Annotated in this window: 22 protein-coding genes; 12 read left to right on the forward strand and 10 right to left on the reverse strand. The window is 67.2% G+C overall.

Translation table 11 applies throughout. The annotated features are described in order from the left end of the window. Window positions 1–6: 6 nt before the first annotated feature. The 6 genes from ABT313_RS01265 to ABT313_RS01290 all read left to right on the forward strand — a co-directional run bounded on the left by ABT313_RS01265 (window position 7) and on the right by ABT313_RS01290 (window position 6,439). A complete protein-coding gene (locus tag ABT313_RS01265; RefSeq protein WP_350847370.1) occupies window positions 7–936 on the forward strand; it encodes a carbohydrate ABC transporter permease in 930 nt (309 codons plus the stop codon). A gap of 25 nt (window positions 937–961) precedes the next feature. Further along, window positions 962–1,861, forward strand: a complete 900-nt coding sequence (locus ABT313_RS01270) for a carbohydrate ABC transporter permease (protein ID WP_350847372.1) — start codon at window positions 962–964, stop codon at window positions 1,859–1,861. Then, on the forward strand, window positions 1,858–3,993 hold the full coding sequence (locus tag ABT313_RS01275) for a hypothetical protein (RefSeq protein WP_350847374.1): 2,136 nt from the start codon (window positions 1,858–1,860) through the stop codon (window positions 3,991–3,993). Before ABT313_RS01270 ends, ABT313_RS01275 begins: the two co-directional genes overlap by 4 nt. Further along, window positions 3,990–5,048: an aldo/keto reductase gene (locus tag ABT313_RS01280; protein ID WP_350847376.1), complete on the forward strand. Its 1,059-nt coding sequence runs from the start codon at window positions 3,990–3,992 to the stop codon at window positions 5,046–5,048. The genes ABT313_RS01275 and ABT313_RS01280 overlap by 4 nt, the downstream gene beginning before the upstream one ends. Before the next feature lie 21 nt (window positions 5,049–5,069). After that, window positions 5,070–5,489, forward strand: coding sequence for an RbsD/FucU family protein (locus ABT313_RS01285; protein WP_350847378.1), 420 nt, complete (start codon window positions 5,070–5,072; stop codon window positions 5,487–5,489). A 179-nt stretch (window positions 5,490–5,668) separates the two neighbouring features. Beyond that, window positions 5,669–6,439, forward strand: coding sequence for a DeoR/GlpR family DNA-binding transcription regulator (locus tag ABT313_RS01290; RefSeq protein ID WP_502883943.1), 771 nt, complete (start codon window positions 5,669–5,671; stop codon window positions 6,437–6,439). A 3-nt stretch (window positions 6,440–6,442) separates the two neighbouring features. On the opposite strand, the gene ABT313_RS01295 is transcribed toward ABT313_RS01290, so the two are convergent. From ABT313_RS01295 to ABT313_RS01320, 6 genes are all read right to left on the reverse strand, one after another. Next, a complete protein-coding gene (locus ABT313_RS01295) occupies window positions 6,443–7,300 on the reverse strand; it encodes a carbohydrate ABC transporter permease (protein ID WP_350847383.1) in 858 nt (285 codons plus the stop codon). After that, window positions 7,293–8,201: a carbohydrate ABC transporter permease gene (locus ABT313_RS01300; protein ID WP_350847385.1), complete on the reverse strand. Its 909-nt coding sequence runs from the start codon at window positions 8,199–8,201 to the stop codon at window positions 7,293–7,295. Before ABT313_RS01300 ends, ABT313_RS01295 begins: the two co-directional genes overlap by 8 nt. Then, complete coding sequence (locus tag ABT313_RS01305; protein WP_350847387.1) at window positions 8,198–9,472, reverse strand: ABC transporter substrate-binding protein; 1,275 nt, start codon at window positions 9,470–9,472, stop codon at window positions 8,198–8,200. Before ABT313_RS01305 ends, ABT313_RS01300 begins: the two co-directional genes overlap by 4 nt. Beyond that, window positions 9,469–10,644, reverse strand: coding sequence for an NAD(P)/FAD-dependent oxidoreductase (locus ABT313_RS01310; protein WP_350847388.1), 1,176 nt, complete (start codon window positions 10,642–10,644; stop codon window positions 9,469–9,471). The genes ABT313_RS01305 and ABT313_RS01310 overlap by 4 nt, the downstream gene beginning before the upstream one ends. Beyond that, window positions 10,631–11,716: an amidohydrolase family protein gene (locus tag ABT313_RS01315; protein WP_350847390.1), complete on the reverse strand. Its 1,086-nt coding sequence runs from the start codon at window positions 11,714–11,716 to the stop codon at window positions 10,631–10,633. The genes ABT313_RS01310 and ABT313_RS01315 overlap by 14 nt, the downstream gene beginning before the upstream one ends. Before the next feature lie 86 nt (window positions 11,717–11,802). Further along, on the reverse strand, window positions 11,803–12,627 hold the full coding sequence (locus ABT313_RS01320; RefSeq protein WP_350847393.1) for a hydroxypyruvate isomerase family protein: 825 nt from the start codon (window positions 12,625–12,627) through the stop codon (window positions 11,803–11,805). Window positions 12,628–12,764: 137 nt separating this feature from the next. Between ABT313_RS01320 and ABT313_RS01325 the strand changes: the two genes are divergently transcribed. The 6 genes from ABT313_RS01325 to ABT313_RS01350 all read left to right on the forward strand — a co-directional run bounded on the left by ABT313_RS01325 (window position 12,765) and on the right by ABT313_RS01350 (window position 19,183). Then, window positions 12,765–14,102: an ABC transporter substrate-binding protein gene (locus ABT313_RS01325; protein ID WP_350847394.1), complete on the forward strand. Its 1,338-nt coding sequence runs from the start codon at window positions 12,765–12,767 to the stop codon at window positions 14,100–14,102. A gap of 27 nt (window positions 14,103–14,129) precedes the next feature. Next, entirely contained in the window at window positions 14,130–15,452 is a 1,323-nt protein-coding gene (locus ABT313_RS01330; RefSeq protein WP_350847396.1) for an alpha-amylase family protein, read from the forward strand. A gap of 4 nt (window positions 15,453–15,456) precedes the next feature. Continuing rightward, entirely contained in the window at window positions 15,457–16,377 is a 921-nt protein-coding gene (locus ABT313_RS01335; protein ID WP_350847398.1) for a carbohydrate ABC transporter permease, read from the forward strand. Beyond that, entirely contained in the window at window positions 16,367–17,209 is an 843-nt protein-coding gene (locus ABT313_RS01340; protein ID WP_350847400.1) for a carbohydrate ABC transporter permease, read from the forward strand. Before ABT313_RS01335 ends, ABT313_RS01340 begins: the two co-directional genes overlap by 11 nt. 16 nt (window positions 17,210–17,225) lie before the next feature. Further along, entirely contained in the window at window positions 17,226–18,389 is a 1,164-nt protein-coding gene (locus tag ABT313_RS01345) for an enolase C-terminal domain-like protein (RefSeq protein WP_350847402.1), read from the forward strand. Window positions 18,390–18,502: 113 nt separating this feature from the next. Then, window positions 18,503–19,183, forward strand: a complete 681-nt coding sequence (locus tag ABT313_RS01350) for a GntR family transcriptional regulator (protein WP_350847404.1) — start codon at window positions 18,503–18,505, stop codon at window positions 19,181–19,183. A gap of 51 nt (window positions 19,184–19,234) precedes the next feature. On the opposite strand, the gene ABT313_RS01355 is transcribed toward ABT313_RS01350, so the two are convergent. The 4 genes from ABT313_RS01355 to ABT313_RS01370 all read right to left on the reverse strand — a co-directional run bounded on the left by ABT313_RS01355 (window position 19,235) and on the right by ABT313_RS01370 (window position 26,327). After that, window positions 19,235–21,430, reverse strand: coding sequence for a CBM35 domain-containing protein (locus ABT313_RS01355; protein WP_350847406.1), 2,196 nt, complete (start codon window positions 21,428–21,430; stop codon window positions 19,235–19,237). A 168-nt stretch (window positions 21,431–21,598) separates the two neighbouring features. Next, window positions 21,599–22,603: a LacI family DNA-binding transcriptional regulator gene (locus ABT313_RS01360; RefSeq protein ID WP_350847408.1), complete on the reverse strand. Its 1,005-nt coding sequence runs from the start codon at window positions 22,601–22,603 to the stop codon at window positions 21,599–21,601. A gap of 143 nt (window positions 22,604–22,746) precedes the next feature. Continuing rightward, complete coding sequence (locus tag ABT313_RS01365) at window positions 22,747–25,362, reverse strand: family 78 glycoside hydrolase catalytic domain (protein ID WP_350847410.1); 2,616 nt, start codon at window positions 25,360–25,362, stop codon at window positions 22,747–22,749. Then, on the reverse strand, window positions 25,359–26,327 hold the full coding sequence (locus ABT313_RS01370) for a glycoside hydrolase family 43 protein (protein ID WP_350847413.1): 969 nt from the start codon (window positions 26,325–26,327) through the stop codon (window positions 25,359–25,361). Before ABT313_RS01370 ends, ABT313_RS01365 begins: the two co-directional genes overlap by 4 nt. Window positions 26,328–26,331: the final 4 nt, after the last annotated feature.

Genomic DNA, 26,331 nt, shown 5'->3' on the forward strand with positions numbered 1-26,331 from the left:
ATCGGCATGGCACAGGCTGCCCCCACGCTCGAACTGCCGGGCCGGCGGACCCGACGTACCAGCACGCTCGCGCGTCGCGAGGCACGGGCGTTCTACGGCTTCGCGTCCCCGTGGATCCTCGGCTTCATCCTGTTCGGCGGCGGCCCGGTCGTTGCCGCACTGCTGCTGAGCTTCGCCCACTGGTCGTTGCTCTCGACACCCAGCTGGGCCGGCCTCGCGAACTACCGGAAGATGTTCGCCGATCCCCTGTTCTACAAGTCGATCGGCAACACCGTCTACTTCGGCGCCGGCTCAGTCGTCCTCGGCGTGGTCACGAGCTTCCTGCTCGCGATCCTGCTCAACCAGAAGGTCCGCGGCCTCGGATTCTTCCGGACCGTCTTCTATCTGCCCTCGGTCGTGGCCGGCGTCGCCACCGCGATCTTGTGGGTCAACATCCTGCAACCCGATTCCGGCCTCATCAACGGCTTCCTGCGGTTCTTCGGCATCAAAGGCCCGGGCTGGCTCGTCGACGAGCACTGGGCCATCCCTGGGCTGATCCTGATGTCGGTGTGGGGCGCGGGCAACACCATCGTGATCTACCTGGCCGGTCTGCAGGGCATCTCCCCCACGCTGTACGAGGCTGCCCTGCTCGACGGCGCCGGCTGGTGGGACCGGTTCTGGCACGTCACCGTGCCGATGATGTCGCCGGTCATCTTCTTCAACGTCGTCACCAGCCTGATCGCCAGCTTGCAGGCCTACACGCTCGTCCTGGTGATGACCGAGGGCGGCCCGAACAACGCGACCCTGATGCTGGGCCTCTACATCTACCGCCAGGCGTTCGAGTACTTCGACATGGGCTACGCGGCGGCCCTGTCGTGGGCGATGTTCGCACTCATCGGCGTCGTCACCGCCCTGCAGTTCGTCCTCGCGCGCCGCTGGGTGCACTACGACGCCTGACCCGACCATCAATCGGAGCCCCGCCATGACCTTGACAGCGACCCCGCCCCAGCAGGCACCGCCGGCGCAACGCTGGACCATCAGCTCCAGCCAGACCTCCGTCGAGCGGTTCCGGAAGACCATCACCTACGTCCTGCTGATCGCAGGCACCGCGGTGTTCGTCGTCCCGTTCCTCTGGATGCTGACGACGTCCCTCAAGACCGCGCAGGAGGTGCTGGCCTACCCGCCCAAGGCGCTGCCCGCGACGCCGCACTTCGACAACTATCCCGCCGCCTGGACTTCGTTGCCGTTCACAACGTTCCTGATCAACTCGATCATCATCACCGGTCTGTCGGTGATCGGGAACCTGGTCTCGTGCGTGCTCCCGGCGTACGCCTTCGCCCGGCTGCGGGCGCGCGCACGAGGCCCGCTGTTCGCCCTGATGGTCGCAACCATGGCGATCCCGGCCGAGGTGACGCTGGTCCCGACGTTCATCATGTTCAGCAAGCTGAACCTGGTGAACACGTACTGGCCGCTGTTCCTGCCGGCCTGGTTCGGTTACGCCTTCTTCATCTTCCTGCTCCGCCAGTTCTTCCTGACCATCCCGCAGGAGCTCACCGACGCGGCCAGCATCGACGGCGCCGGACATCTCCGCACGCTGTGGTCGATCTTCCTGCCGATGTCGAAACCCGCGATCGCGGCGGTCGCCATCTTCAGCTTCGTCGGCAACTGGAACAACTTCCTCACCCCGCTGATCTACCTGCGGACGCAGAACAACTTCACGCTCGCCCTCGGACTCAGCCTGTTCAAGGGTCAGTACGAGACGCAGTACAACCAGATGATGGCGGTCGGGATCATCTCGCTGCTCCCGATCCTCATCGTTTTCTTCCTCGCGCAACGGACCTTCGTCGAAGGCGTGCGACTGAGCGGACTGGGAGGCCGATGAACACCGTCTACATCGTCAGCGAGGTCCGGTCGCCACTGGTGGACTTCGGCCTCGCAGAGATCCGCAAAGCCCTTCAGACAGACGGATTCGAGGTCGTCGGCCCGTGGCCGGAGCTCCGCGACGACCCGCGTCCCGAGCCCACGATCGTCGTCCGACGGGTCAGCTCGACCGACGACGTCGAGGCGTTCGTCGCCGGCGCCGACGGCCGGAGCGGGCCGACGTACCCCGACGAGTCCTTCACGGTGACCGGCGCCGGCGGCCGGGTCGTCGTCGAAGCCGCCACTCCGCGCGGCCTGCTGTACGGCTGCCTCGAGGTCGCCGACCTCATCCGCGCGCAGAGCTGGGCCGAGGACGGGTTCGAGGTCGCGAAATCGCCGGCGCTCGCGATCCGCGGCGTCAAGTTCAATCTCCCCTACGAGCCGTACTCCGATGGCGATCCGTTCCGGGAGAACCTCGAGACCTGCTTCGATCTCGAGTTCTGGCGCGACTACCTCGACGAACTCGCCCGGAATCGCTACAACTGCCTGAGCCTGTGGTCGCTCCACCCGTTCCACCTGATGGTGAGCTCACCTGACTTCCGGGACGCCAACCCGTTCACCGACGAGGAGATCGCCGACCACGAGAGGTTCTTCCACGCGCTGTTCGGTCATGCCCGGGACCGCGGGATCGACGTCTATCTGTTCACCTGGAACATCTACCTGCCCGAGCCGGTGGCTCGCGGTCTCGGTCTGCCGGCCGCCTTGGCGAACAGCAGTGAAGGTACCGAGACCATCAACCGCTGGGACGCTGCTCGCGCGAGGCAACGCGCCCCGCAAGTGGCGGCGTACTACGAAGAGATGATCTATCGCCTGCTCGTCACCTATCCCGAGCTGGACGGCATCGGCACCAGCGGCAGCGAAGCGATGAGCGGTACGGGCAGCGAGAAGGAGCAGTGGGTGGTCGACACCTATCTGCGCGGCATCGAGCGGTCGGGACGGCGGGTGAAGTTCCTGCACCGTACGAACATGCAGAGCACGGCCGACATCATCGCGTTCGCCAAGCCCAAGGTCGATCCGACTCGCTTCTACATCAGCTGGAAGTACTCGATCGCGCACTGCTACTCACACCCGCGTCCCGCGTTCGAGGACTTGCTCCACGTCTGGGACGGAGTGGATCTCGAGCAGACACAGCTCCTGTTCACCGTGCGGAACGACGACGTCCACACGCACCGCTGGGGCGACGTCGAGTACGTCCGGGACTATGTCCGCGCGATCGTCGAGAAGGGCTACGCCCACGGCTTCTACTGGGGTGCGGACGGGTATCTGTGGGCCCGTGACTTCCAGCATGTCGACCACGGCCACAAAACCTGGCGCTGGGACTTCGAACGCCACCGGCTCCAGTTCCAGCTGTGGGGACGTCTCGCCTACGATCCCGCCACCGCTTCGGAGGTCTTCGAACGCCTGGCGCGTCTCGACTACGGCGAGGACGCTCCGACCCTGTACGAAGGTCTCCGCCACGCCTCGCGAATCATCCCCGCGGTCAACCGGCTGTGCTGGCTCGACCTCGACTTCCAGTGGCATCCGGAAGGATGTCTGACCCGCGACCACGGGCTCCGCACCGTGCTCGACTTCCTCGACAGCTCGCCGATGCCCGGCGTCGGCACGATCGGCATCCGCGAGTTCGCCCGCGCCGAACGCAACGGCGGGACGGAGGCGTCGGCCGAGACCCCGCTCGACGTGATCGCGGTACTGACCGAGGAGTCACGCACGGCCGACGAACTCGCAACGGCGACCGAGGACCGTACGGCGTCCTGGCGCGAACCACTCGCCACCTGCGCCATCCTCGACCTGCGAGCCACAGCCGCACTCGGCAGGTACTACGCGGCGAAGATCGAGGCAGCCCTCGAGCTCGCCCGCGCCGAGGAACGCAACGAGCCGGAACGCGCCAAACGCTCGGCCGAGCTCCTCGACCAGGCAGTCGACCACTGGAAGGCCCTCGGTTTCTTCTGGGGCCAGCACTACCGCCCGTACCAGATGGCCCGCGTCGACCGCATCTTCGGCTACCCCTTCTACCTCGACGACGTACGCCGCGATGTGCGCCTCGCGCACGACTTCGGCGACCGCCTCTCTCTCCAAGGAGAAGTCACACAATGACGTCCCTCCCGCCCCAGGTCGATACCGATCTGCTGCCTTCACGGGTGCTCGCATCCGGAGCCACGATCCCCGTGATCGGAATGGGCACCTTCGGCTCCGACCGCTACTCCGCGGACGACGTGGCATCCGCCGTCGCGGGGGCGATCCGCGGCGGCTACCGCCTCGTCGACTGCGCTGCCGTCTACGGCAACGAGTCCGAGATCGGCGCCGTACTGGAAACAGCCATCGCGGAAGTCGTCCCTCGCGAGGACCTCTTCGTGATGTCGAAGGTGTGGAACGACGCGCACGCTCCCGCGGACGCAGTGGCGTCTGTCCACCGGTCCTTGCAACAGCTGCGGCTGGAGTACCTCGACGCGGTGTTCGTGCACTGGCCGTTCCCCAACCACCATCCGCCGCACGCGGAGGCCGGGATGCGCGACCCGCACGCCCGGCCGTACGTGCATGAGCGGTACATGGAGACGTGGCACGCTCTCGAGAACCTGGTGGACGCGGGCCTCGTGCGCCACCTCGGCACGTCGAACGTGACGATCCCGAAACTGGCGCTGATCCTCCAGGACGCCCGCATCGCTCCCGCTCTCATCGAGATGGAGCTGCACCCGTGTTTCCAGCAGCCGGAACTGTTCCGGTACGCCGTGGACCACGACATCCAGCCGATCGGCTACTCCCCGCTGGGCTCGCCCTCACGTCCCGAGCGCGACCGGACCGACGACGATCTGGTCGACGTGGATCACCCCACCGTCCGGCGGATCGCCCGCGACCACGACGTACATCCGGCCCTGATCTGCCTGAAGTGGGCCGTTGCCCGCGGCCAGATCCCGATCCCCTTCTCGGTCAAGCAGGAGCAGTACGCCGCGAACCTCGCCGCCGTCCGGTCCGACCCGCTGACGCCGGCCGAACTCGAGGACATGCGCGGAGTCGAACGCAACAACCGCCTGATCAAGGGACAGGTGTTCCTCTGGGACGGATCGGAGTCGTGGCTGGATCTCTGGGACGTCGACGGCACGATCCCGGGCTGGAACGGCTACGGATCCCCCCGCGCCCACGGCGACCGCTGACAGAGAAGAGAAACTCTCACCATGCTCAACCACGAACTCATCCACCCGCCGCTGCTCGAGGCCCTGGCGACTGCCGGGCACGGCTCCCGCATCCTGCTCGCCGACGGCAACTATCCGTACCTGACGATGGTGAACCCGACGGCCCGCCTCGTGCATCTCAATCTCGCACCCGGCGTACTCACGGTGACCGACGTACTGCCGGTGCTCCAGACCGCGGTGAACTTCGAGGGCGCGGTCGTGATGCGGCCCGCCGACGGAGTGGACGCCTCCGTCCAGGAGGAGTACCGCCGGCAGCTCGGGGACGAGGTGCCGATGGAACAGGTCGACCGGTTCGAGTTCTACGACATCGTCCGTACGCCGGATGTCGGTCTCGTGATCGCGACCGGGGAAGAGCGTCTGTACGCGAACCTGCTCCTGACCGTCGGGCTCCGGAGCAGCTAGCCGACCAGGATCGCTCACTTCGATTGCGCGTAAGCATCGGCGGCGGGGCCTGGTTCCCTAGACTGAGGCGATTCACTCGTCGCGCAGGTCAGAACGAGGTGATCGTCATCAGTACGCCAGCCCTCCCGGCGGTGCGCTGTGGGCAACCGTCGGCACCGTCACCCCGTCGAGCTCAGCGCCTGGTCGAGATCCTCGACCTGCTGAGCACGCGGGGAGCCCTGTCCGTCGACACGATGTGTCACGAACTCCAAGTGTCCCCGGCGACGCTGCGCCGGGACATGACACACCTCGAGGAACAAGGCCTGGTGTCCCGCACCCGCGGCGGCGCCCGGGCGAACACCGGCCCGGAGCTGCCGGTCCAGCTCCGCGACACCAGGTCCCCGTTGGCCAAGCGCGCGATCGCGGTCAAGGCCGCCTCGCTGCTGCCCGCCGACCGGCCGCTGGCGGTGGCGATCGGCGGCGGATCGACGACGGCCGAGGTTGCCCGCCAGCTCGGTCAGCGCCGGCGGCTCACAATCGTGACGAATGCGCTCACCACCGCGGCGGCAGTGGCATCGCAGCCCAATCTGCAGATCATCATGACCGGTGGCGTGATCCGGTCGAACTCGTTCGAACTGGTGGGCAGCCTGGCCGAGAGCGCCTTCAACGGAATGAGCGTCAACCTGGCCATCCTCGGCGCCGACGGCGTCAGCGCGGCCCACGGAGTGACCACCCACGACCACACGGAGGCCCGCACCAACCACGCCATGGTCTCGCACGCACACCGGTTGATGGTCGTTGCCGACGGCTCCAAGATCGGCGCGGCGACCGTCGCGAAGGTCGCCGACGCGTCGGCGGTCGACCTGTTGGTGACCGACGCGTCGGCGGACCCGCAAGAGCTCGCCCGCCTGACCGAGCTGGGTGTGACGGTGCATGTGGCCGGCGCTTCCCGGAAGACCCGGGTCGGCTGACGCTCAGCCCTTCACGCCGGAGAAGGCGATACCGCTCATCAGGTGCCGCTGGAACACGATGAAGATGATGATCACCGGCAGGCTCGCCAGCAGTGAGCCGGCCATCAGCACCGGGAAGTTCGTCGTGTACTGCCCCTGCAAACTGGCCAGACCGGCGGACACCGGCATCTGCCGTGGATCCGAGTTCACCACCAGCGGCCACAGCAGATCGTTCCAGGACCAGATGATCACGAGTACGCCGAGCGCGATCATCCCCGGCGCACTCATCGGCAGCATGATCCGCCAGAAGATCTGCAGGATGTTCGCCCCGTCGATCCGGGCCGCCTCCTCGATCTCGATCGGCAGTTGCCGGAAGAACTGGCGCATCAGGAAGGTGCCGAAGGCACTGAACATTCCCGGCAGGAACAGCGCGACCAACGTGTTCAGCAGGCCCAGCCGCTGCATGATCTGGTACTGCGGGAGCAGGAACACCTGGTACGGGACCATCGTCACCGAGAGGAAGATCCCGAAGAGTACGGCGCTGCCGCGGAACTGCATCCGCGCGAAGGCGAAGCCGGCCAGACAGCTGAACAGCACCTGACCGACGGTCCGGGCGATCGTCATCAGCGTCGTGTTCAGCAACTGATGGCCGAACGGCAACGCGGCGAAGACGGCGGTCACGTTCGACCACTGCGGTGAGTGCGGCACGAAGGTCGGCGGCACACTCACCGACTCGCCGAAGGTCTGGAGCGAGGTCGTGAGCTGCCACAGGAACGGTCCGACCATCACCACGGCGCCCAGGCAGAGCACCAGATGAGCGACCGGATGCCGGGGCAGATAACGCCGCCGGCGACCGGTCGGCAGCCGGGCCGAGTCACCCATAGTGCACCCACCTCCTCTGCAAGCGGAACTGCATCGCGGTCAGGATCAGCGTCGCGAGGAGCAGTACGACGCCGATCGCCGCCGCATATCCTCCGTCGTGCTCGGCGAAGCCACGTTGGTAGAACAGGTAGACCAGCGTCTCGGTCCGCTGGATCGCGGGACTCTGCTGGCCGACCATCAGGTAGATCAGGTCGAACGCCTGCAGCGAGTTGATCACCGTGATCACCGTGACGAAGAAGATCGACGGCGTCAGCAGCGGCACGGTGACGTGGAAGAACTGCGACACCCGGCCGGCCCCGTCCAGCTCGGCCGCCTCGTAGTAGTCGACCGGGATGCCGCGAATACCGGAGAGAAAGATGACCATGTTGTAGCCGATCGATCCCCACACCCCGACGATGCTGATGGCGAAGATCGCCGTGGCCGGGTCGGAAAGCCAGTGCGGGCCGTCGATCCCGAACTTCGACAGCAGCCAGTTGATCAGACCGTAGTCGCCGTTGAAGAGGAACTTCCAGGTCAGGGCGATCGCCGCGGGCAGCGTAACCACCGGCAGGAAGTACAACGTGCGGTAGACAGTGACGCCGCGCATCCCGGGCAGGCTGAGCAGAGCCGCCACGACCGCCGACAACGGCACCGCGATCAACGAGATGGCGCTGATGATCGCCGTGTTGATCACCGCATGCAGGACGTCGGAATCGGCAAGCAGCGTCCGGTAGTTCTCGAGTCCTGACCAGACATGGCCGCCGAACGCTCCCCAACTCGTGAAGGAGTAGTAGATCGTCTGGAACGTCGGCCAGATCTCGAAGACGAGGAGCCCCGCGGCGGCGGGCAGCAAGAACATCGCTGCCCACCAGCCGCTGTCCCGGGTGGGCGGCCGCGGCCGGGCGGTACCCGGGCTGCTCACTTCTTCTCCTTCGCCAGCGCCTCGTTCATCGTCTCCGCAACGCGCTGCGAGACGTCCGCGGTCGAGGCCTTGCCGGTCCATGCGTCGGCGAATTGCTTCGTCGCGGCGTCCCGCCAGGCAGCGGTGTCGGTGGACGCGGGGAACGGCTCGGCGTACTTCAGGTGATCAACGAAGACCTGGAGGTGGAACTCCGGCATCGCCTTGGCGTAGGCATCCGCGTGCCCCTGGTACGCCGGGATCACGGTGCCGGTCTTCGCCTGGATCTCGGCCGCGCGCTCGGAGCCGAGGAACTGCGCGAACTCCCAGGCCTGCTTGGGATGCTTGGTCTTCGCCGAGATGCTGTTCGCCAGTCCGTTGCTGTAGTATTTGCGGTTCCCGTCCGGGCCGGCCGGTAGCGGCGCGACGTCGATATTGGCCTTGCCGTACGGGACGGCCGCGATCTCCTCGGGCTCCCAGGAACCGCAGTACCTCATCGCGACCTTGCCCGAGGTGAGCATCGCCAGCGGGTCGGTGTCGGTGGTCTGCTGCAACGTCGGCGAGACGTGGTACTTCGTGATCATGTCCGTCCAGAACTGGATGCCCTGGACCGTCGCCGGCTGGCCGTAGCCCGAGCTTTTGCCGTCGGCCGAGATGATCTGCCCGCCAACCTGCGGCACCGTCAGGTACCAGCTCAGCTCGTCGGCCTCAGGTGCGACGAATCCGAAGACGCCCTTCTGCGGATTGGTCAGCTTCTGGGCCGCAGCGATCACGTCGTTCCACGTCCACGACTCGTCCGGATACTTCACCTTGGCCGCGTCGAAGAGCAGTTTGTTGTAGCAGAGCCCGAATCCGTTGACGTCCTTGGGAATCCCGTACACCTTCCCGTCGACCGTGTAGGCCTTGGTGACGGCAGGCACGTAGGCGCCCATGTCCAGCTTCGAGTCCTTGATCTGGTCGTCGAGTGGAGCAATGCCGCCGCCGACCGCGTAGTACTTCGCGTAGACCATCGTCATCCAGAGCACGTCGGGACCGCTGCCCGCGGTGATGCTGGTCTGCAGCTTCGTCCAGTAGCTCTCCCACGGGGTGACCTGGACCTGTACGTCGATGTTCGGGTGCTGGGCGTGGAACTCGTCGATGATCTGCTTCATCGCAGCCGACTGCGCCTGGTCCCAGATCGCGTACGTGAGCGTGACGTGCTCGTTGTCGGCGGACTCCGAGGACCCGGAGCAGGCGGCCGCCGCGAGGAGCAGCGGCGCGAGACAGAGGCTCAACAGACGTCGTGCTGTGTTCATGCGGACTCCTTCAGGAGGGGGCGGCCCGGGCGGAGGAAGTCGAAGCGGGCCGGCAGCGGGTCGCCGAGTGCGTGCCGGGCCGCCAGCTCGCCGAGCAAAGGCCCGAGCGTGAGGCCCCACGCACCGAGGCCGGTGGCTACATGAATCGCCGGCGCTACTGCGCCGATCAACGGCAGGCCGTCGGTGGTCGCCGGCCGCAAGCCCACCCTGGTCTCCAGCACCGTCGCGGCCGACAGACCCGGCGCGAGCCTCAGCGCATCGTTCAGTACTGCGTGTTGCCCGGCAGCCGTCACCCGGGCGTCGAACCCGACATCCTCGTGGGTCGCACCCACGACGATGCGGTCGTCGAAGCCGAGCAAGTAGCTTCCGCCCGGGGTGTTGACGATCGGCCGCATGCCGGTCTGCTGGCCGTCGAGACGAAGGTGCACGAGCTGTCCGCGGATCGGCCGGACGTCGACGTAGACACCGAATCCGGCGAGGTCCGCGGCCGCCCAGGCCCCGGTGGCCAGGAGCACCGCCTCCGCCTCGAGCACACGGTGACCGACACGGACGCGTGGGACCGAGTCCAGCGGATCGAGCATCCCCGCGCCGGGGATCAGCTCGAACGTCGCGCCGTCGCGGGCACCCTGTGCGCGTCTGCGTGTCGCCGTCATCAACCGGTCGTGCAACCGTGACCCGACGACCCGGCCGACCTCGGCGATGTACAGACCACGCAGGTCGTCGCGCAGTTCCGGCCAGTACCGGCGTAGGTCGGCGCGGTCGACGGTCTGCGCAGGCTTGGTGATGCCGTGAGCACGTCGGCCTTCGGGCCGCGACAAGCGCTCGGCCACCGCGTCGAGGGCGGCCTGCTCGTGCGGATCGTCCCCCGCCACCACGAGTTCGCCGACCTGCTCGAAGGTCGCCGAGCCGGCGCCGGCCGGATCGATCGCATCGAGCTCGGCCAGCAGACTGCGGTAGTAGCCCACGCATTCGGTGATCACCGATGTCCACTCCGGCCGCAGCTCACCGCGGTCGAGAGCGACGGGCGAAACGATTCCCGCCCCGGCATCGGTCGCCCGTCCGGCCAGACCGGCATCGACGACGGCGACCCGGGCGCCCTTCCGGACGCCGGCCAGCGCGGCACTCGCGCCGACGATGCCGCCACCGATGATGACCAGATCAAACTCCGGCATCGCTCCCCCTCGCTGAGGATCCGGCGAGCGCCGGGATGAACGCCCGGGCGTTGTCGCCCTCGACCGCCGCCGCGAGCTCGGCCGGCAGACCGAGACCCGAGATCGTCCAGCGCCCGGTGGGCGGCGGTTCGTCCGACGAGTACGGGAAGGCCTCGTCCGCGGTTTCCAGGAAACGCTGGTACATCCGGTAGTCGTCGAGCTCGGGCGGCGCACAGTCGGTGCCGAGCAGCACCCGATCGGGATGGCGCTCGATCAGCGCTCGCGTTCGCCGTGGCTGACGGCCGATCTCGGCGAGCCGCGCGGCGATGTCGACGCGATAGTTCGGGCAACGGTCGAGCATCTGCTCCACCCAGTCGAGATTCTCCGCGAGGCAGCCGACGTGGGCGCCGATGAACCGCACGTCCGGATGTCCCGTGACGACGGCCTCGAGCGCGTCGAGCAGGCGCTGCAGCGGCGGGAACTCCGCGCCGTGGAAATGCCAGTCGGGATGCCGCAGCAGTTCCTCGACCCGTTCGTTGCGCGCGTCCAGCGGCTGGAAGAACGCCACCGGATCGGCAGTGTGGATCAAGGCGGGTACGCCGGCCGCGGCCAGCGCTGCCCACAGCGGTTCGAGCCGCGGATCATCGAGGAAGACCAACTGGTCGTGCTCGTCGCGGATCCGCAGGCCGATGTCCTTCCAGAGCTTGAGCCCGGCGGCACCCCGGCGTACCGAATCTTCGAGCGACGCGGCCATCCGGTCGCCCCAGCCGGCCGTGGATGTGTCGGCCCAGTCCAGCCGGGCGAAAGTGACGAAACGCCCTGGATAGCTGCGGTCGTAGCGATCGAGGTTCGCCTCGAGCTCGTCACCCCACTCGCCGTCGAGGTTCACGATCGTCGCCACGCCGGCCTCGTCCATCGTCGCGATCAACGCTGCCGGGTCGGGCGCCCGCCATACCCCGGTCAAGCGGCGACCCAGATGGTTGTGTACGTCGACGATCGGCGCCGCCGGCTCGTTCACCTCCGTCACCGCGGCGGTCAGCATCGGCACCGGAGCGAAATCACGCAGCCGGAGGTCGGCAAGTGGCTCGGGCATACCATCCCTCGATTCGCAGTTCGGTCGGAGAACGCGAGGTTCGGGATGACGCTAGGAGCAGCGACCGCGAGCAGAACAGAAACTGATCACCCGGACTGAGCGACGGCGCCCAACCGATCAATCCAACTGAGCGACTGTGCCGTCGGACCGGTCGGCTGGTACTCCGCGGCGATCATGCCGCGATAGCCCGCCGCGACGAGGGCGGCGACCGTCTCCTCGATCGGCAGCTCACCGCTGCCGGGCTCGCCGCGGCCGGGGCAGTCGGCGAGCTGGACGTGACCGATCCACGGTGCCAGCCGCTGCGCCGCAGCGACCAGGTCCACGCCGTTGCTGCCGAGATGGAACAGGTCGAACAGCAGCCGGACATTCGGGGTCGAACGCAGCGGGCCTTCGAGCAACTCGACCACGTCGTCGCCGTCGACCAGCGCATAGGTCCCGTTGAGGCCACGCGCCAGCGGCTCCAGCAGCACAGTTCCGTCGATCTCGGCCACGGCCGTCGCGGCAGTCGTCACGGCGTGGATCGCGGTGGCCCGTTGCTCGGCGTCGGACCAGCGATCGTCCAGCTGGCCGTACAGCAGGTTGAATGCGCGGCACCCGGTGCGCCGCGCGATCTCCAGGAGTTGCCCGGTGTTGAGGCTCAGGTCGTCCTGCCGGTCGGGCCGGCAAGCGAGGCCTCGCTCGCCGGACGGCATGTCACCGGCGAAGAAGTTGAGGCCCGAGAGTTCGACCTGCGCTCGGTCGAGTGCGGCGACCAACGCGTCCACCTGCTCCGGCGAGGCCACCGGCGTCGGAAACGGCCACCAGCTCTCGACGTACTCGAACCCTGCGGCACGGGCGGCGGCCGGACGATCCAGGTACGGCAGCTCGGTGAACAGGATCGAGATGTTGGCACTGAGCGGGAGCGTCGGCATAACAATACTCTCCTGAAAACTCGTCTTGCCTGTCATCTTGACAGACAAGTTTGCCGAAATGAAGATGATCGCAGGTACATCCCCCCAGCGCATCGGGGCTTCTGCCGACCGATCGCGCCGAGCGAAAGGTGATGGCGATGTCCGTCCCGCTCTCTCGTCTGTCACGCCGGTCCGTTCTCCGCTGGGCCGGTGGGCTCGGCGCCGCTGCACTCGCCGGCCCCGCGCTCGCGGCCTGCGGCGACTCGACCGGTTCCGGATCGTCGAAGTCGGCCTCTCTCCGGTTCATGTTCTGGGGTTCCGACGACCGAGTGAAACGTTTCCAGAAGGCCTGTACGGCGTTCACCGACAAGAACCCCTCGATCAAGGTCGGCCCCGAGTTCGGCGATATCGACGCGATCGAAACCAAGATCACCGTCGCGATGTCGGGCAAGAACCTCCCGGACGTGTTCTGGGTGACCAGCGACCTGCTGCCCCAACTCGTTGCCGGCGGCCACGTCATGGACCTGACCTCGCACCTGGGCGCGGGCAAGGGTATCGCCGACGCCGGCTTCAGCGACGCGATCAAGGCGCCGGGCGTGATCGACGGCAAGCAGTACGCGATGACGCACGGGTTGCAGTCGATCGGCCTGTTCGCGAAGAAGAACGTCCTCGACGAGGTCGGCGTACCGGTGAAGAACTATCCGGACTCCTACACCTGGGACGAGTACGCGCAGCTCAGCGCGAAGATCCACGCCGCCAAAGGGGCCAAGTTCTTCGGCACCGACGATCCGAACACCGGCGGCGCGGCCGACTGGTTCGGGGCCTACGCCCGTCAGCACGATCAGGACATGTGGGCCGAGAACGGCGATCTCGGCTTCACCAGGGACCTGATGACCGAGTGGCTGACGTACTGGAAGAACCTGCGCGACACCCAGGCGTCGGTTCCGACCGCGCTGGCGCTGGAGCAGAACCCGTACTTCGAGGGCGCGCCGATGATCCGCGGGCTGGCGGCGTACCACATGCGCAACTCCAACCAGATGCTCGAGTTGCAGGGCCTGACCAAGGATCCGCTGGTGCTGATGCCGTGCCCGGGCAACGGCGGGGCCGGCAACAAGGCGATCGCGCTGTCGCCGAACATGCTCTGCGTCGCCGCGAACACGAAGAATCCGGACGCGGCGCTGAAGTTCGCGGACTATCTGCTCAACGACGTCGACCGCGCCAAGATCATCGGCACCACGATCGGCGCGCCGCCCACCCAGACCGTCCGCGACGCCATCGCCACCTCGGTGACGCCCGCGGAGAAGCAGTTCCTCACCTACATCGGGTTCGAGGCCGAGGCGAAGACCAGGCCCGTACGCAACGGGCTGCCGACCTCCGGAGCGTTCTCCAGCGACATGGTCAAGGCGTGGAAGAACCTCGCCTACGACAAGGCCTCGATCCAGCAGACCGTCGATCTGATCTTCGGCGACCTGCGCACCAAGCTCGTCAAGAAGTAACCCCACCGAACGCGCGGAAGGACCCCTATGCCTCTGAACGAGATCGCCGCGAGCCTGTACCCGTGGGACCTGGCCGACGAGGGCATCGAGCACATCCTCGACGTCCTGAGCAGCCGGTCGGAGGTGAACTCGGCGTACCTGGTCGGCCTTATGCACAAGGAGAAACGGCCTCTGCACGCGCGGCACTACCCGCACAATCCGGTCCGTCGGTACTACGTTCCCGAGGACAGCCGGGTCTACTGGGCGCCGGACCCGGGCAAGTATCAGCGGATCAAGCCGTTGACCACCGAGCGCGAGTTCCTGATCGGGCGGGACTGGCTCGACGAGCTGACCGCCGCGGCCCGCCGGCGCGGCATGCGGACCGGTTGCGAGATCTCGCACACGATCATCGACGCGCAGTACGCACGCGAGAACCTGTCCGACGTACTGCAGCGTGATGTGTACGGCAACATCGTCGGCGCGTTCGAAGCGGTCGAGGCCCAGCGGGCCCTCCCCTGCCTCAACCACCCCGACGTCCAGGACTATCTCTACGGCTTGTTCGCCGACGTCGCGGCCAATCACGATGTCGATTACGTGCAGACGTGCCTGGTCCTGTTCGGCGCCGGACGCGACGACGGCGGGACGCACAGCTTCGGCCCGACCTCCTGGCAGCAGCTGCTCGCGGTGGCGACCGGTGGCTGTTTCTGCGCGGCCTGCAAGGCGAAGGCGACCGAGGAAGGGCTCGACTGGGACGCCGTCGTCCGCGAGGTCACCCATCTCGCCAACCTGTCTCGCCGGATCGGGCTGGAGGAACTGCACGAACGCCAACTCCTCGACGAGTCCAACTACACCGAATCGGCGCTGCTGGTGGAGAACGAGGCGTTCACAGCGTGGCTGCAGTTCCGCAAGCGCTCGGTCAACCGGCTGTTCGCGCTGGTCCGCGAGGCACTCGCCGCTTCCGGGCGTCAGGTCGAGTTCCGCTACAACACGTACATGGCCTCGCCGGAGCGCGCCGGGCTCGACTTCGCGTCGGCGTTCACGTACGTGGACTCGGTCCGCGAATCCGACTACTCCGACCAGCTCGGTACGGCCGAGGGGGTAGCGACCAAGCGCGCGAAATTGATGAAGTGCCGCCGCGCCCTCCGCGAGGACCAGCAGTTGATCGCGGCACTCGGAGTACGGCCGAACGCGACGACCCAGACGCTGACCGACAGCATCAAGGCAGCCGTGGAGGCAGGCGCCGACGGCCTGTCGCTGGGCCACTACGACGGCGCGACCATGGAGCGGCTGGACGCGGTCAAGCTGGGCCTGCACCGGTGGGAGGGGCAGCAGAGCGACTGGCAGCCGCTCTCCGAGTCGCCGGTGGAATAGCGCGATGGCCCTGATCACCGAGGTACAGCGGGCATCAGCCCGCGGCCGTTCGCGCGGCCGGCGATCGCGGATCGCGTACTTGTTCCTGCTGCCGTGGATCGCCGGCGTGCTGCTGATCACGCTCATGCCGATGGTGACCTCGCTGTACCTGTCCTTCACCGACTACCGGCTCGGGAACTCGCCCCGGTTCACCGGGCTGGAGAACTATCGGCGGATGTTCGGCGACCCGGACTTCCTCGCGGCCGCCGGCGTGACGGCGAAGTACGTGTTCATCTCGGTTCCGCTGCAACTCGCCTTCGCGTTGGCCATCGCCGTCCTGCTCAACCAAGGTGTCCGGGGGCTGGCGATCTATCGATCGGTGTACTACCTGCCGTCGCTGCTCGGGGGCAGCGTCGCGGTGGCGGTGCTGTGGCGACAGCTGTTCTCCAGCACCGGACTCGTGCCCGAACTGGCCGGGAAGCTCGGCATCCAGATGGGCTCCTGGATCTCCGAGCCCGCGCATGCGCTGGACACGCTGATCATCCTGCACGTGTGGACCTTCGGCTCGCCGATGATCATCTTCCTGGCCGGGCTGCGCCAGATCCCGGAAGAGCTGGTCGAGGCGGCCAAGGTCGACGGAGCCGGCGCCTGGCGGCGGTTCACCTCGGTGATCCTGCCGCTGCTCAGCCCGGTTGTGTTCTTCAACCTGATCCTGCAGCTCATCGGTTCGTTCCAGGCGTTCACCCAGGCCTACATCATCTCCGCGGGAACCGGTGGCCCGGCGAACTCGACGTTGTTCTACACGCTCTACCTGTTCGTCACCGGCTTCAAGAACTTCGAGATGGGCTACGCCAGCGCACTGGCGTGGGTCCTGTTCGTCGTGATCGGCATGCTGACCGCCGTCAACTTCGTCGCCGCCCGCCGTTGGGTCCACTATGAGAACTGAACTGCTGCAATGGATCCTGCGCCGCGGCTGGCGGCACCTGCTGTTGGTTGCCTTTGGCATCATCATGATCTATCCGCTGATCTGGATGCTGACCAGGTCGTTCATGAACAACAGCGACATCTTCGGCGACGGGGCCGGCGGCGGCGGGCTGACGCTGGACAACTACCTGCACGGCTGGAGCTCGCTCGGTATCTCGTTCGGGCGGTTCATGTTCAACTCGATGCTGGTCGCGCTGGCCTGCATCGTCGGCAACCTGATCTCGTGCACGCTGGCGGCGTACGCGTTCGCCCGGCTGCGCTTCGGCCTGCGCGGACCGATGTTCGCCACCATGCTGGCGACGATCATGCTGCCGTTCCATGTGACGGTCGTTCCGCAGTACGTGATCTTCTCCAGGCTCGGTCTGACCGACACCTACGTACCGCTGATCCTGCCGAAGTTCCTCGGGGTCGAGTCGTTCTTCATCTTCTTGATGGTGCAGTTCATGCGGACGTTGCCGACCACCCTGGACGATGCCGCGGCGATCGACGGCTGCGGGCCGCTACGCACGTTCTGGAGCGTGATCCTGCCGCTGTGCATGCCCGCGATCGGCGTCACCGCGGTCTTCACCTTCATCTGGACCTGGAACGACTTCTTCACCCCGCTGCTCTACCTGAACCGGCCCGACCTCTACACGGTCCCGCTGGGGCTGAGCACCTTCTCCGACTCTGCCGGACTCAGCGACTACGGCGCGCTGTTCGCGATGTCGATCGTGACGCTGATCCCGGTGTTCGCCGTGTTCTTGTTCGCCCAGAAGGCCCTGACCCAGGGCATCGCGACCACCGGTCTCAAGTAGGCCGGGCGGGAGGCTCATGTCCATCATCACCGAAGTCGAGTTGATCGAGTTCGACCACACCGTCGTACGCCGCTACGACCGCCGGGGCGAGCCGTTGAACGCGGCGGAGCCTACCAGCCGGACGACGCGCCGGTTCGGGATCCGGATCCGCACCGACGACGGCGCGGAGGGCGGGTACGTCGTGATGTGGAGCGCGCCGCCGTACGCGATCGCCCAGGTCAAGGCGATGGCAGGCAGCCTCGTCGGTCGTGACCTGCACGACCGCGAGGCGATCTGGGACGGTTTCAACGGCGGCTTCGCCAAGACCGATCGGATCGGCGCCGGCGCGATCGACATCGCGCTGTGGGACGCAACCGGCAAGCTGGCCGGCCTCGGGATATCGCAGTTGCTCGGCCGGTACCGGGACCGGCTGCCGGCGTACGTGAGCACGGTCGGCGGCGGATCCGGGCTGGGCACTCTCGCCAGTGCGGACAGCTATCGCGACTTCGCCGACGAGTGCGCCAGTCTCGGCGTCCCGGGTTTCAAGATCCACGGCCGCTCTGCCGGCACGGCCAAGGACGAGATCGAGATCTTCGGCGCCACCGCCGAGGGATCGGCCGGGCGCAGCGACATCATGACCGACCCGGGCAAAAGCCTTCCCACGCTCGCGGCAGCGCTCAAGCTCGGCCGGTTCTGCGACGAAGTAGGCGCCTTCTGGTGGGAGGACCCGCTGCGCGGTGACGCGCCGCTGGCACACCGGATCCTGCGTGAGCGCGTGCGTACGCCGCTACTCATCACCGAGTTCGTCCGCGGACTCGAACTGCGGACTGCGCTGGCCCTCGACGGCGCGACGGACTTCCTCCGCGCGGATCCGGAGCTCGACCTGGGCATCACCGGCGTGATGAAGACCGCGCACGCTGCCGAGGCGCTCGGGCTGGACGTCGAGGTGCACGCGGCCGGACCGGCGCAGCGTCACTGCATGGCTGCGATCCGGAACACGAGCTACTACGAGCTCGGGCTGCTGGACCCGACGACCGGTAACCCGTCCCTGCCGGAAGTCTTCGCCGACGACTACGCCGAAGACCTGTCCGCGGTCGGCGACGACGGCTGTGTCGGCGTACCCGCGGGACCGGGCCTCGGTGTGACCTACGACTGGGATCGGATCGAGAAGCTCAACGCGGATCGGACGACCTTCCGATGACTCGTCCAGATCGTCAGTACACCTGTCAGGCAGGTTGACCAGGGATCAATTAGTATGCGCACAGGCCGATCGAGACCCGAGCCGGCCGCAGAACCTCAAGGAGGCGGTTAAAAGTGAGCGTCGAACTCGAGAGCACCTCGCTGACCGACTCGCTGACCACAGCGCTCCGCAAGCAGATCATCGCCAGCGAGATCCCGCCGGGCGAGAAGCTCTCGGAGATCTGGGTCGCCAACCGGTTCACCGTCGCCCGGCCGACCGCCAAGGCCGCGTTGGATCGGCTCACGAACGAAGGCCTCCTGCGCCGCGGACCCCGTCGTACGGCGGTGGTCCCGCAACTGTCGGCCGACGACGTGGCCGATCTCTACTTCGCCAGGGAGCCGATCGAGTCCCGCGCCGTGATGACACTCGCGAACCGCAGCGAGGTGCCCGGCGACGCCGACCGCTCACTGGTCCTGATGCGGATGGCGGCCGAACGCGACCAGCACGCCGAGCACACCGAGTCCGATATCGCTCTGCACCGTGCGTTGGTGGCCGCCACCGGCAGTGCACGCCTGCGCCGGATGCACGAGACCGTGATGGGCGAGACGCAGCTGTGCATCGCCCAGGTGCGTGCCCACGCCGGCCTCGACCTGGGGGCCCTGACCGACCGCCACGCCGCCATCCTCGAAGCAATCCGCAGCGGCGACCCCGACCAGGCCGTCGCCGCCCTACTCACCGACCTCAACAGCTGCCGCGACACCCTCCTCGCCGACCTCAAAGCCGCCCAGAACCAGGACAACAAGATCCGAGCCTGACGGCACGCCTGCCCCGCCCGTCGCAGCCACGACGGACGGGGCAGTCTTCGACTAGTTGGTGACGACCAGGTGATCGAGGTTGAACCATCCGGCGTCGCTGGACCTGTAGAGGACACTGATCGTGTTGGAGCCGGCCACGAGGTTCACTGGGATGGTTGCGTCTCCCCAGGTGTTCCAGCTCCCCGTGAGCGGCAGTGGAATCTGCTGAGGAGCTCCACCATTCACCGACACTGAAGCGCTCCGGGTTTGAGCCGGACCGTTAGGACCGGCTGCGTAGCGGAGGTCGAGGGTATACGTGCCCGCAGACTGGGCCGCGATCCGTTGCATCACGCTGCCCCCGGGTGACGTGAAGCAGGCGACGAAGCCGGAGCCCGTGTACCCCGGATGGTCGGTAGCCAGACAGGCACCACCGGCGAGCGTCCCGTCCTCGGCCTCGCACACATCACCGATTCCGCATTGCTGCAATACATCGGAGGAGTTCTGCACAGAGATGTCCTGTCCCTCGGACTTGGCAGCCGCGGTAGCCGTGAACCGGTAGTTGCCCTTGGGCAGGTCGGCTGAAGTGGCCACGGTGTACTGCGCAACCACGCTTTGTCCGGCACCGAGCGCAGGCACGTCCGGGCAGGCCGCTGCGTTCGTATCGCCACAGGTGATGGTGAACCCCGGAGCCGGTTCGCCGGTCGCGGTGTAGACAGCAAGACCAGTCCGGACCTTGCGATCGACCTGGTTGCCGCCGTTGGTGAAGGTGACCGGGACGGTGTACGTGCTCCCGGCCTGAACTGCGCTCGGGGCGTCCAGCGAGACCTGCTGCGGTTCGGACGAGGACAGGTAGATGCCGTACGCATCGTGCTTCGACTGGAAGTCGAAGGGCACGGCGACGGTGTCGCCGTCGACTGGGACGTCCTGACTGAAGACGACCTGGCGTGCGAAGAGCGGGCCTTGGTCCGGGATGCGATAGACGGTGGCGTGGACCCGGCCGTCGCGTACCAGCCACGGCGTCGAGGACAGGCCGGTGAAGTTCACTGCCATCGGCCCGACGTACCCGCCCTGGATGTCACCGATCAGCGCGACAGCGCGCTTCTCCGCGGGATCCTCGGACGCCGAGATCGCGGTCGAACCGACCTGTTCGGACGTGGAGACCAGTGTCCCGGTCAGGTCGGCGTAGGTTCGCATCGCCCACCAGTTGCCGTTCGGCGCCCAGCCGGCCGGGGTCTTGGTGAGCAGGCCCGTCAGGTTCGGGATCGTGCAGCAGATCCAGTTCCCGCGCATGGCGTTGGCGTAGTTCGACTGTGCGAGCCGGGCGTCGTACCAGGCGGTGTCGCCGGCGCTCTGACGGTCGGCCGGCTGGTACTCGTTCGCCGAGAGCGGCCGCTGGGTGATTCCGTTGGCGTCCAGCGCGTCTGCCAGCGACCGGCCCACGGTCACGGGGTCGTCGATGTCGCCCTCGTCGTGGTTGGTGATCTCGTCGGGAACGGTGCCCGCGGCCTTCGCATGGGCCAGGAAGGTCTGCCATTCGTCCGGACGTCGCTCCGGAGTGTACGCGAACGAGGGGCCCGCGATCGTCGCCGCCGGGGCAAGGCGACGGATCTCGCGGTAGGCGCTGTCCCACATCTGGAAGTACTGGTCGGTGTTCACACCCGGCCGCCAGAAGATGCTGAGGTCCGGCTCGTTCCAGATCTCGTAGGTGAAGTGCTGGTGAGCTGCCTGGAGCTGGGTGACGGTCGCGTCGATGAAGCTGATCCAGTTGCCGCAGTCGCCGTTCGTGCACGGCCAGAGCGTGCTCGCGGGCGCACCGCCGGTCGAACCGAACACGTCGCTGAGCAGGACCTGGTACTCGAACTTGTGCAGTGGCGGCTGCTGCAACCGCTTCGCCTCCGCGATCACCGCGTCGATGTTGGCCTGCGTGGCCGCACCGAATGTGAAGTTGTCCCTGATCCAGCCGCCGGAATACCAACCGCCGCTGCGAAACGCGTTGAGCTTGAGCGGGTCGATGAACTGATCGGACGGCTGCAGCCCGTCCTGCGTAACGCCGTACAGGATGCCGAGGCCGACGCCTGCAGAACGCTTGGTCTTCGCGGACAGGTCGACGCTCAGTTGCTTCGCGCTCGAGGCCTCGATCGCCGTTTCGGCGGACGCGGGCTTCTGGGTACTGACCAGGAGCGCAGCCGCGACGAGCAGGGCGCTGAGGGTTGCGAGTCCCTTCCTACGGCGTACCCCGTTCCAGGGATGTCCTTGACTGGGTGACATGGTTCTCCTCTTTCGATGACGGACGTCGGAGGCTGACACGGTCACGATTTCGGCCTTGTCTTCGTCGAATCGATTCGACGGGAAGTTCGACGAACATAACTCGAATCGCGCCGGGCAACAAGAGGCTGGCGACGGTGCGATGCGCTCGCCGCGGGCGGGCGCGGCGACTCAGCGGGTGCTGCCGCGATCGACGATCTCGGCCGCCACCAGCCGCGTTCCGTGCGGGCCGGCATCGTCCCCGTGCGCGATGCGCTGGGTGAGCTGCGTGATGGCGACCTTGCCGAGGAGCCCCGGCGAGGATTCGATCGCGGTGTAGGGCAGTGAGAACCAGCGGGCGAAGTCCCGCGAGTAGAGGCTGACGACCGACAGGTCGTCGGGCACTCGCACGCCCCGGGCGTGCAGCAGACGCGGCAGCGCGGCGACCGAGGCATCGTTGTGCATGATCAGCCCGGTCGCGTTCGGGCACTCGTCGAGGATCTCGTGCAGGTTGGCGTCGATGGCCGGCTGCTGGGACTCCCCGTAGCGCGCGGTGAACGTCAGGCCGATCTCGGCGGCGCGCTGGACGGCGGCGTCACGGAACCGCCAGGAGTAGGTACCACCTCGGTCGAAGACGTGCCGCGGCGGTGAGACCAGTACGACGTCGCGATGTCCCAGGTCGAAGAGGTGGTCGACGAGATTGCGTGCGGCGGCCGCGAAGTCCAGGTCCACGACGTCCAGGCCGCGCGTGTCACCGGGGAGACCGACGAGGACGCCGGGTTGCTGGGTGGCTCGCAGCGCGGCCACCCGCGGGTCGCCGTCGATGACGTCGAGGAGGATCAGACCGTCGACCATTCCGGACTCGGCGGCCCGCGTCAGCGCTTCGGCGCCGTCGTTCTCGGTCATCATCAAGATGTCGTAGCCGAGCGTGCGGGCGGTCTCGGTGATCGGCAGGATGTACTGCAGCATCGCCGGCGCGAACTCGTCCTCGTGGAACTGGACCAGCAACCCCAGGACGCCGGTCTGCGCTGTGCGCAGGGATCGCGCCCCGGCGTTCGGGGTGAACTTCAACTGCTTGATGGCGTCGTCGACCCGGCGGCGGGTCTCCGGCGAGATCGACCGCTTCCCCGACAGCGCGTAGGAAACCGTGCTCCGGGAGACTCCCGCCACTCGCGCAACGTCACCGATGGTTGCCAAAACGTTCTCTTCCTAGCGACACGTCCCGTCGACACTACTTCAGCGACGGTCCCGCCGGCGGCTGCCGTGCCGGACCGTCGCGGTGAGCTCGAGCGGACACTTGATCGAACCGATTCGACACATTGTCGCACGCCACGGGACAATCAGGTGGAGCGGAACGTCCATCTGCCGGCGGGGACGACGTACCGGGCCACGTCACGGTCGATGCCGGCCGAGGTCGCAATCGACGGGGCCTGGACGTGACTTGTGGCGCGGAGCGGGACCTCGATCGACGCGGTGGCGTTGACCGGGATCTCGACGGTCAACGTGAAGTCGGCTTCGGTGCTCACCCAGCTGGACGCCACGCGGCCGCGGACCGTCTCGATCGTCACGTCGACATGGCTCAGACCGGGCGGCACCTGCGGCGCGATGCGCAGCGTCCGGTAACCAGGGCTTGTGGGCTCGATCCCGCCGAGCTTGGTGTAGAGCGACGCGTTGATGCCGGCGAACATCGCGTGGTCGTGGGTTTCCATCGACGAGTCGTACGTCCACTGCTCCCACGGGGTCGTCGCGCCGTGGGCGATCTCGAAGCCGAAGCCGGGATAGGTCTCCTGGTTCAGAACGGTCATCGCGACGTCGAGGCGTCCGAGCTCGGCGAGCGCGTCGATCAGGTAGCGGGTGCCGAAGATCCCCGTGTCCAGGTGGCCCGCGTCCTTGACCAGGATCGTCTCGACGAGTTGCCGGCCGACTTCGGCCAGGGCGTCGTCGGGCACCATCCCGAAGGCGATCGGGAGAATGCTGGTCACCTGCCGGCCACTGCTGTACGTCGTTCTGTCCGCAGACAGGAAATGCGCGTTGAACGCCGCCTTGATGGCCGCAGCCAGCGCGGCGTACCGGCCGGCGTCCGCCGACTGCCCGAGCGCCTGCGCCGCCTTGGCCAGGTTCGAGGCCTGCTGGTAGGAAAGCGCGGTGTTGACGAGCGACACCTCGCTGAAACAGTCTCCCGCGGTCGGACTGCCCATTCCGTCGTTCGTCTCCGGCCCGCGCTCAGGAGGGCACCAATCGCCGAAGCCCTGGTCCGCCGGCCAGATGTGCGACGGCCGGTCGCGCGCGTTCTTGTCGACGAATGCCTTCATCAACGGGTACGTCTGCTCCAGGACCTGCCGGTCGCCGTACTGCTCGTAGAGCGACCAGGCCAGCGTGACCTGGCCGCCCGCCATATCCGGCAGCTGTGCCTTCGGGGCATCGCTCGGCAGCGCCGTCCCGGGTGGCAGAGCGCGTAGGTAGTTCGCGTAGAACGTGGCCATGCCGAACTCGCGGACCGCGGCATCGTGATACGCCTGCACGTCCATGGCCGGCGGAGTTCGCTCGTCCCGGACCGGAGTGTCGGTCGGAATGCTCATCGAGTTGTTGAGGATGCTCCACCGGTTGTTGCGCCAGATCCGGTTGAGCAGGTCGTTCGAGGAGTCGAAGTGGCCGGTTGACCGTACGTCGGCGTGCACCACTCGGCCCCGGATGCTGTCCAACGACGGCCGGCCCGGATAGCCGGTGACCTCCACGTACCGGAAGCCGTGGTACGCGAATCTCGGCTCGTAGGTCTCCCCGGAGCGGTCACCGGCCAGGACATAGGTGTCAGTGGCCGCAGCGTTCCGGTTGGTGGCGGTGTCGAGCAGGCCGCTTGCTGTGAGCTCCTCGGCAGTCCGCAGGCGTACGACGGTGCCGCGCTGCCCGCGTACCTGCAGCTGTGGCCAGCCCGCGATGTTCTGACCGAGGTCGAACACGAACCGGCCCGGCTCGGGCTCCGTCAGCTCGACCGGGAGCAGCGTCTGGACGACGCGGATCGGCGGAAGCGTCGCGGGCACGAGATCGCCGCCCGGCGCGGGCACCGTGCGGACCGGTTCCCAGCGCGAATCGTCGTAGCCCGGCCGGTCCCAGCCGCGTTGCTCCAGGCGGGCGTCGTAGTACTCGCCGTTATAGATGTCGTCGGCAACGATCGGGCCGGTCGACCATTTCCAGCCGCCATCGGTGACGACGGTTGTCCGGCTGCCGTCGGTGAGAGTGATCTCGAGCAGCACGATCGCCTGCCTGGGCCCGAGCCAGCGGAACCCGTACCGGTTGTAGCCCGAGCCGTAGCCGTTGCCGAGCCACAACCCGACGGCGTTCTCGCCGGTTCGCAGCTGCTCGGTCACGTCGTACGTGTCGTACAGGTTCAGCCGGTCGTACGGCGTGCTGGCGGGCGTCAGCACCCGATCGCCGACCTTGAGTCCGTTGAGCCGGAGCTCGTAGAACCCGAGCCCGTAAACGGTGGCGCGAGCACTCACCACCGAACGCTCGACGGTGAACTCTCTACGGAGAAGCGGAGCGCCCTGACGCGAATCCTCTGTGGCGGGGCTGATCCACTCGGCGCCCTTCCAATCAGCCGCGGCCATCTCCCACCAGGAAGCTTCGCTCCAGGCCGACGGAGCACCTCGTGAGTCCCACACCTGGACGGCCCAGTAGTAGCGTCGCGACGCTTCCAGCGCGGGACCGGCGTACGAGACTCCGACCGACTCGGCGTCGTCGACTCGGCCGCTGTCCCAGACGTCGCCGATGCCGCGGTCCAACAGCTCCGGGCTGCCGGCGACGAGAATCCGGTAGCCGGACTGCTGCTCACCGTCGAAAGGCGAACTCAGCTGCCACCCAAGGGCCGGCGCCGGATTGTCGATTCCCAACGGGTTGACCGTGTGATCGGTGCACAGCGCCCCGACCGTCAGACGCGCTGCGCCCGGCCCTCGCGTCACGTCCAGGCCTTGCCGAGTCGTTCGTACTCTTCAGCTGTGACTGGCAGTACGACGCCGTGGCAGGGGTCGCTCGGGAGGTGGTGGTTCTTGGCGTGGGTCCATTCGCCGCCGGCGAGGTTCGTCGTCTCGAAGGGGACGTAGCGGCGTTCGGGGGTGAACTCGTCGATCCAGAGGTACCACTTGTCCTCGGTGTTCGACTTGTAGACCAGGGGGCCTTCGCCTTGGGTGATGGCGTCGAGGCCGATGCCTTCGGCCAGGGGCTTCCATTCGGTGGTGGTCAGCGAGGGCGAGGTCTCGGAGAAGATCGACTTGCCGAGCGGGGCGTCGCCGCTACGGCCGCGCTCGTCCTTCAGGAAGCGGTAGTAGACGCCGTCGTGCTCGATCACGGTGGCGTCGATCGTCTGCCATCCGTGGTCGATCCACACCTGCGGCTCGGAGAACTCGCGGAAGTCGCGGGTGGTCGCGCACATGATCCGGTTGTAGCTCTGGCCTTCATGGGCGGCGTCGTCGTACAGCGTGGACGACCAATGGACGAGGTACGCATCCTGTTCGGGGTCCCACACCGCCTCCGGCGCCCAGGTGTTGCCGGCCTCGGGTGGTGCGACCTGGACGAGCCTGCCCTGGCCCCAGTTCACCAGGTCCGCCGAGTCCCAGACCATGATCGAGCGGCTGCCCCATCGCTGATGCCGGTCCCAGTCGAGGCTCGCGAAGAGACGCAGGTCGGTCGCGATCAGGAAGAACCGGTCGCCTTCGGGCGAGCGGACGACGTGCGGGTCGCGCACGCCACGCTCGCCCAAGGCGGAGTACAGCACCGGCTCGCCGCCGTTGAGGTCGGTGAAGCGCAGTGGGTCGTTGCCGTCGCTCAACGCGAAGTAGATCTGCTCACCGTCGACCGACTCGCGTTTGAAGTGCACGTAGAGGTAGCCCGCGTACTCGGCAGGCCGTGAGGGTCCGTTGGGTTCCATGGGC

It is taken from the genome of Kribbella sp. NPDC000426 (genome assembly GCF_040300265.1).
Taxonomy (GTDB): Bacteria; Actinomycetota; Actinomycetes; order Propionibacteriales; family Kribbellaceae; genus Kribbella.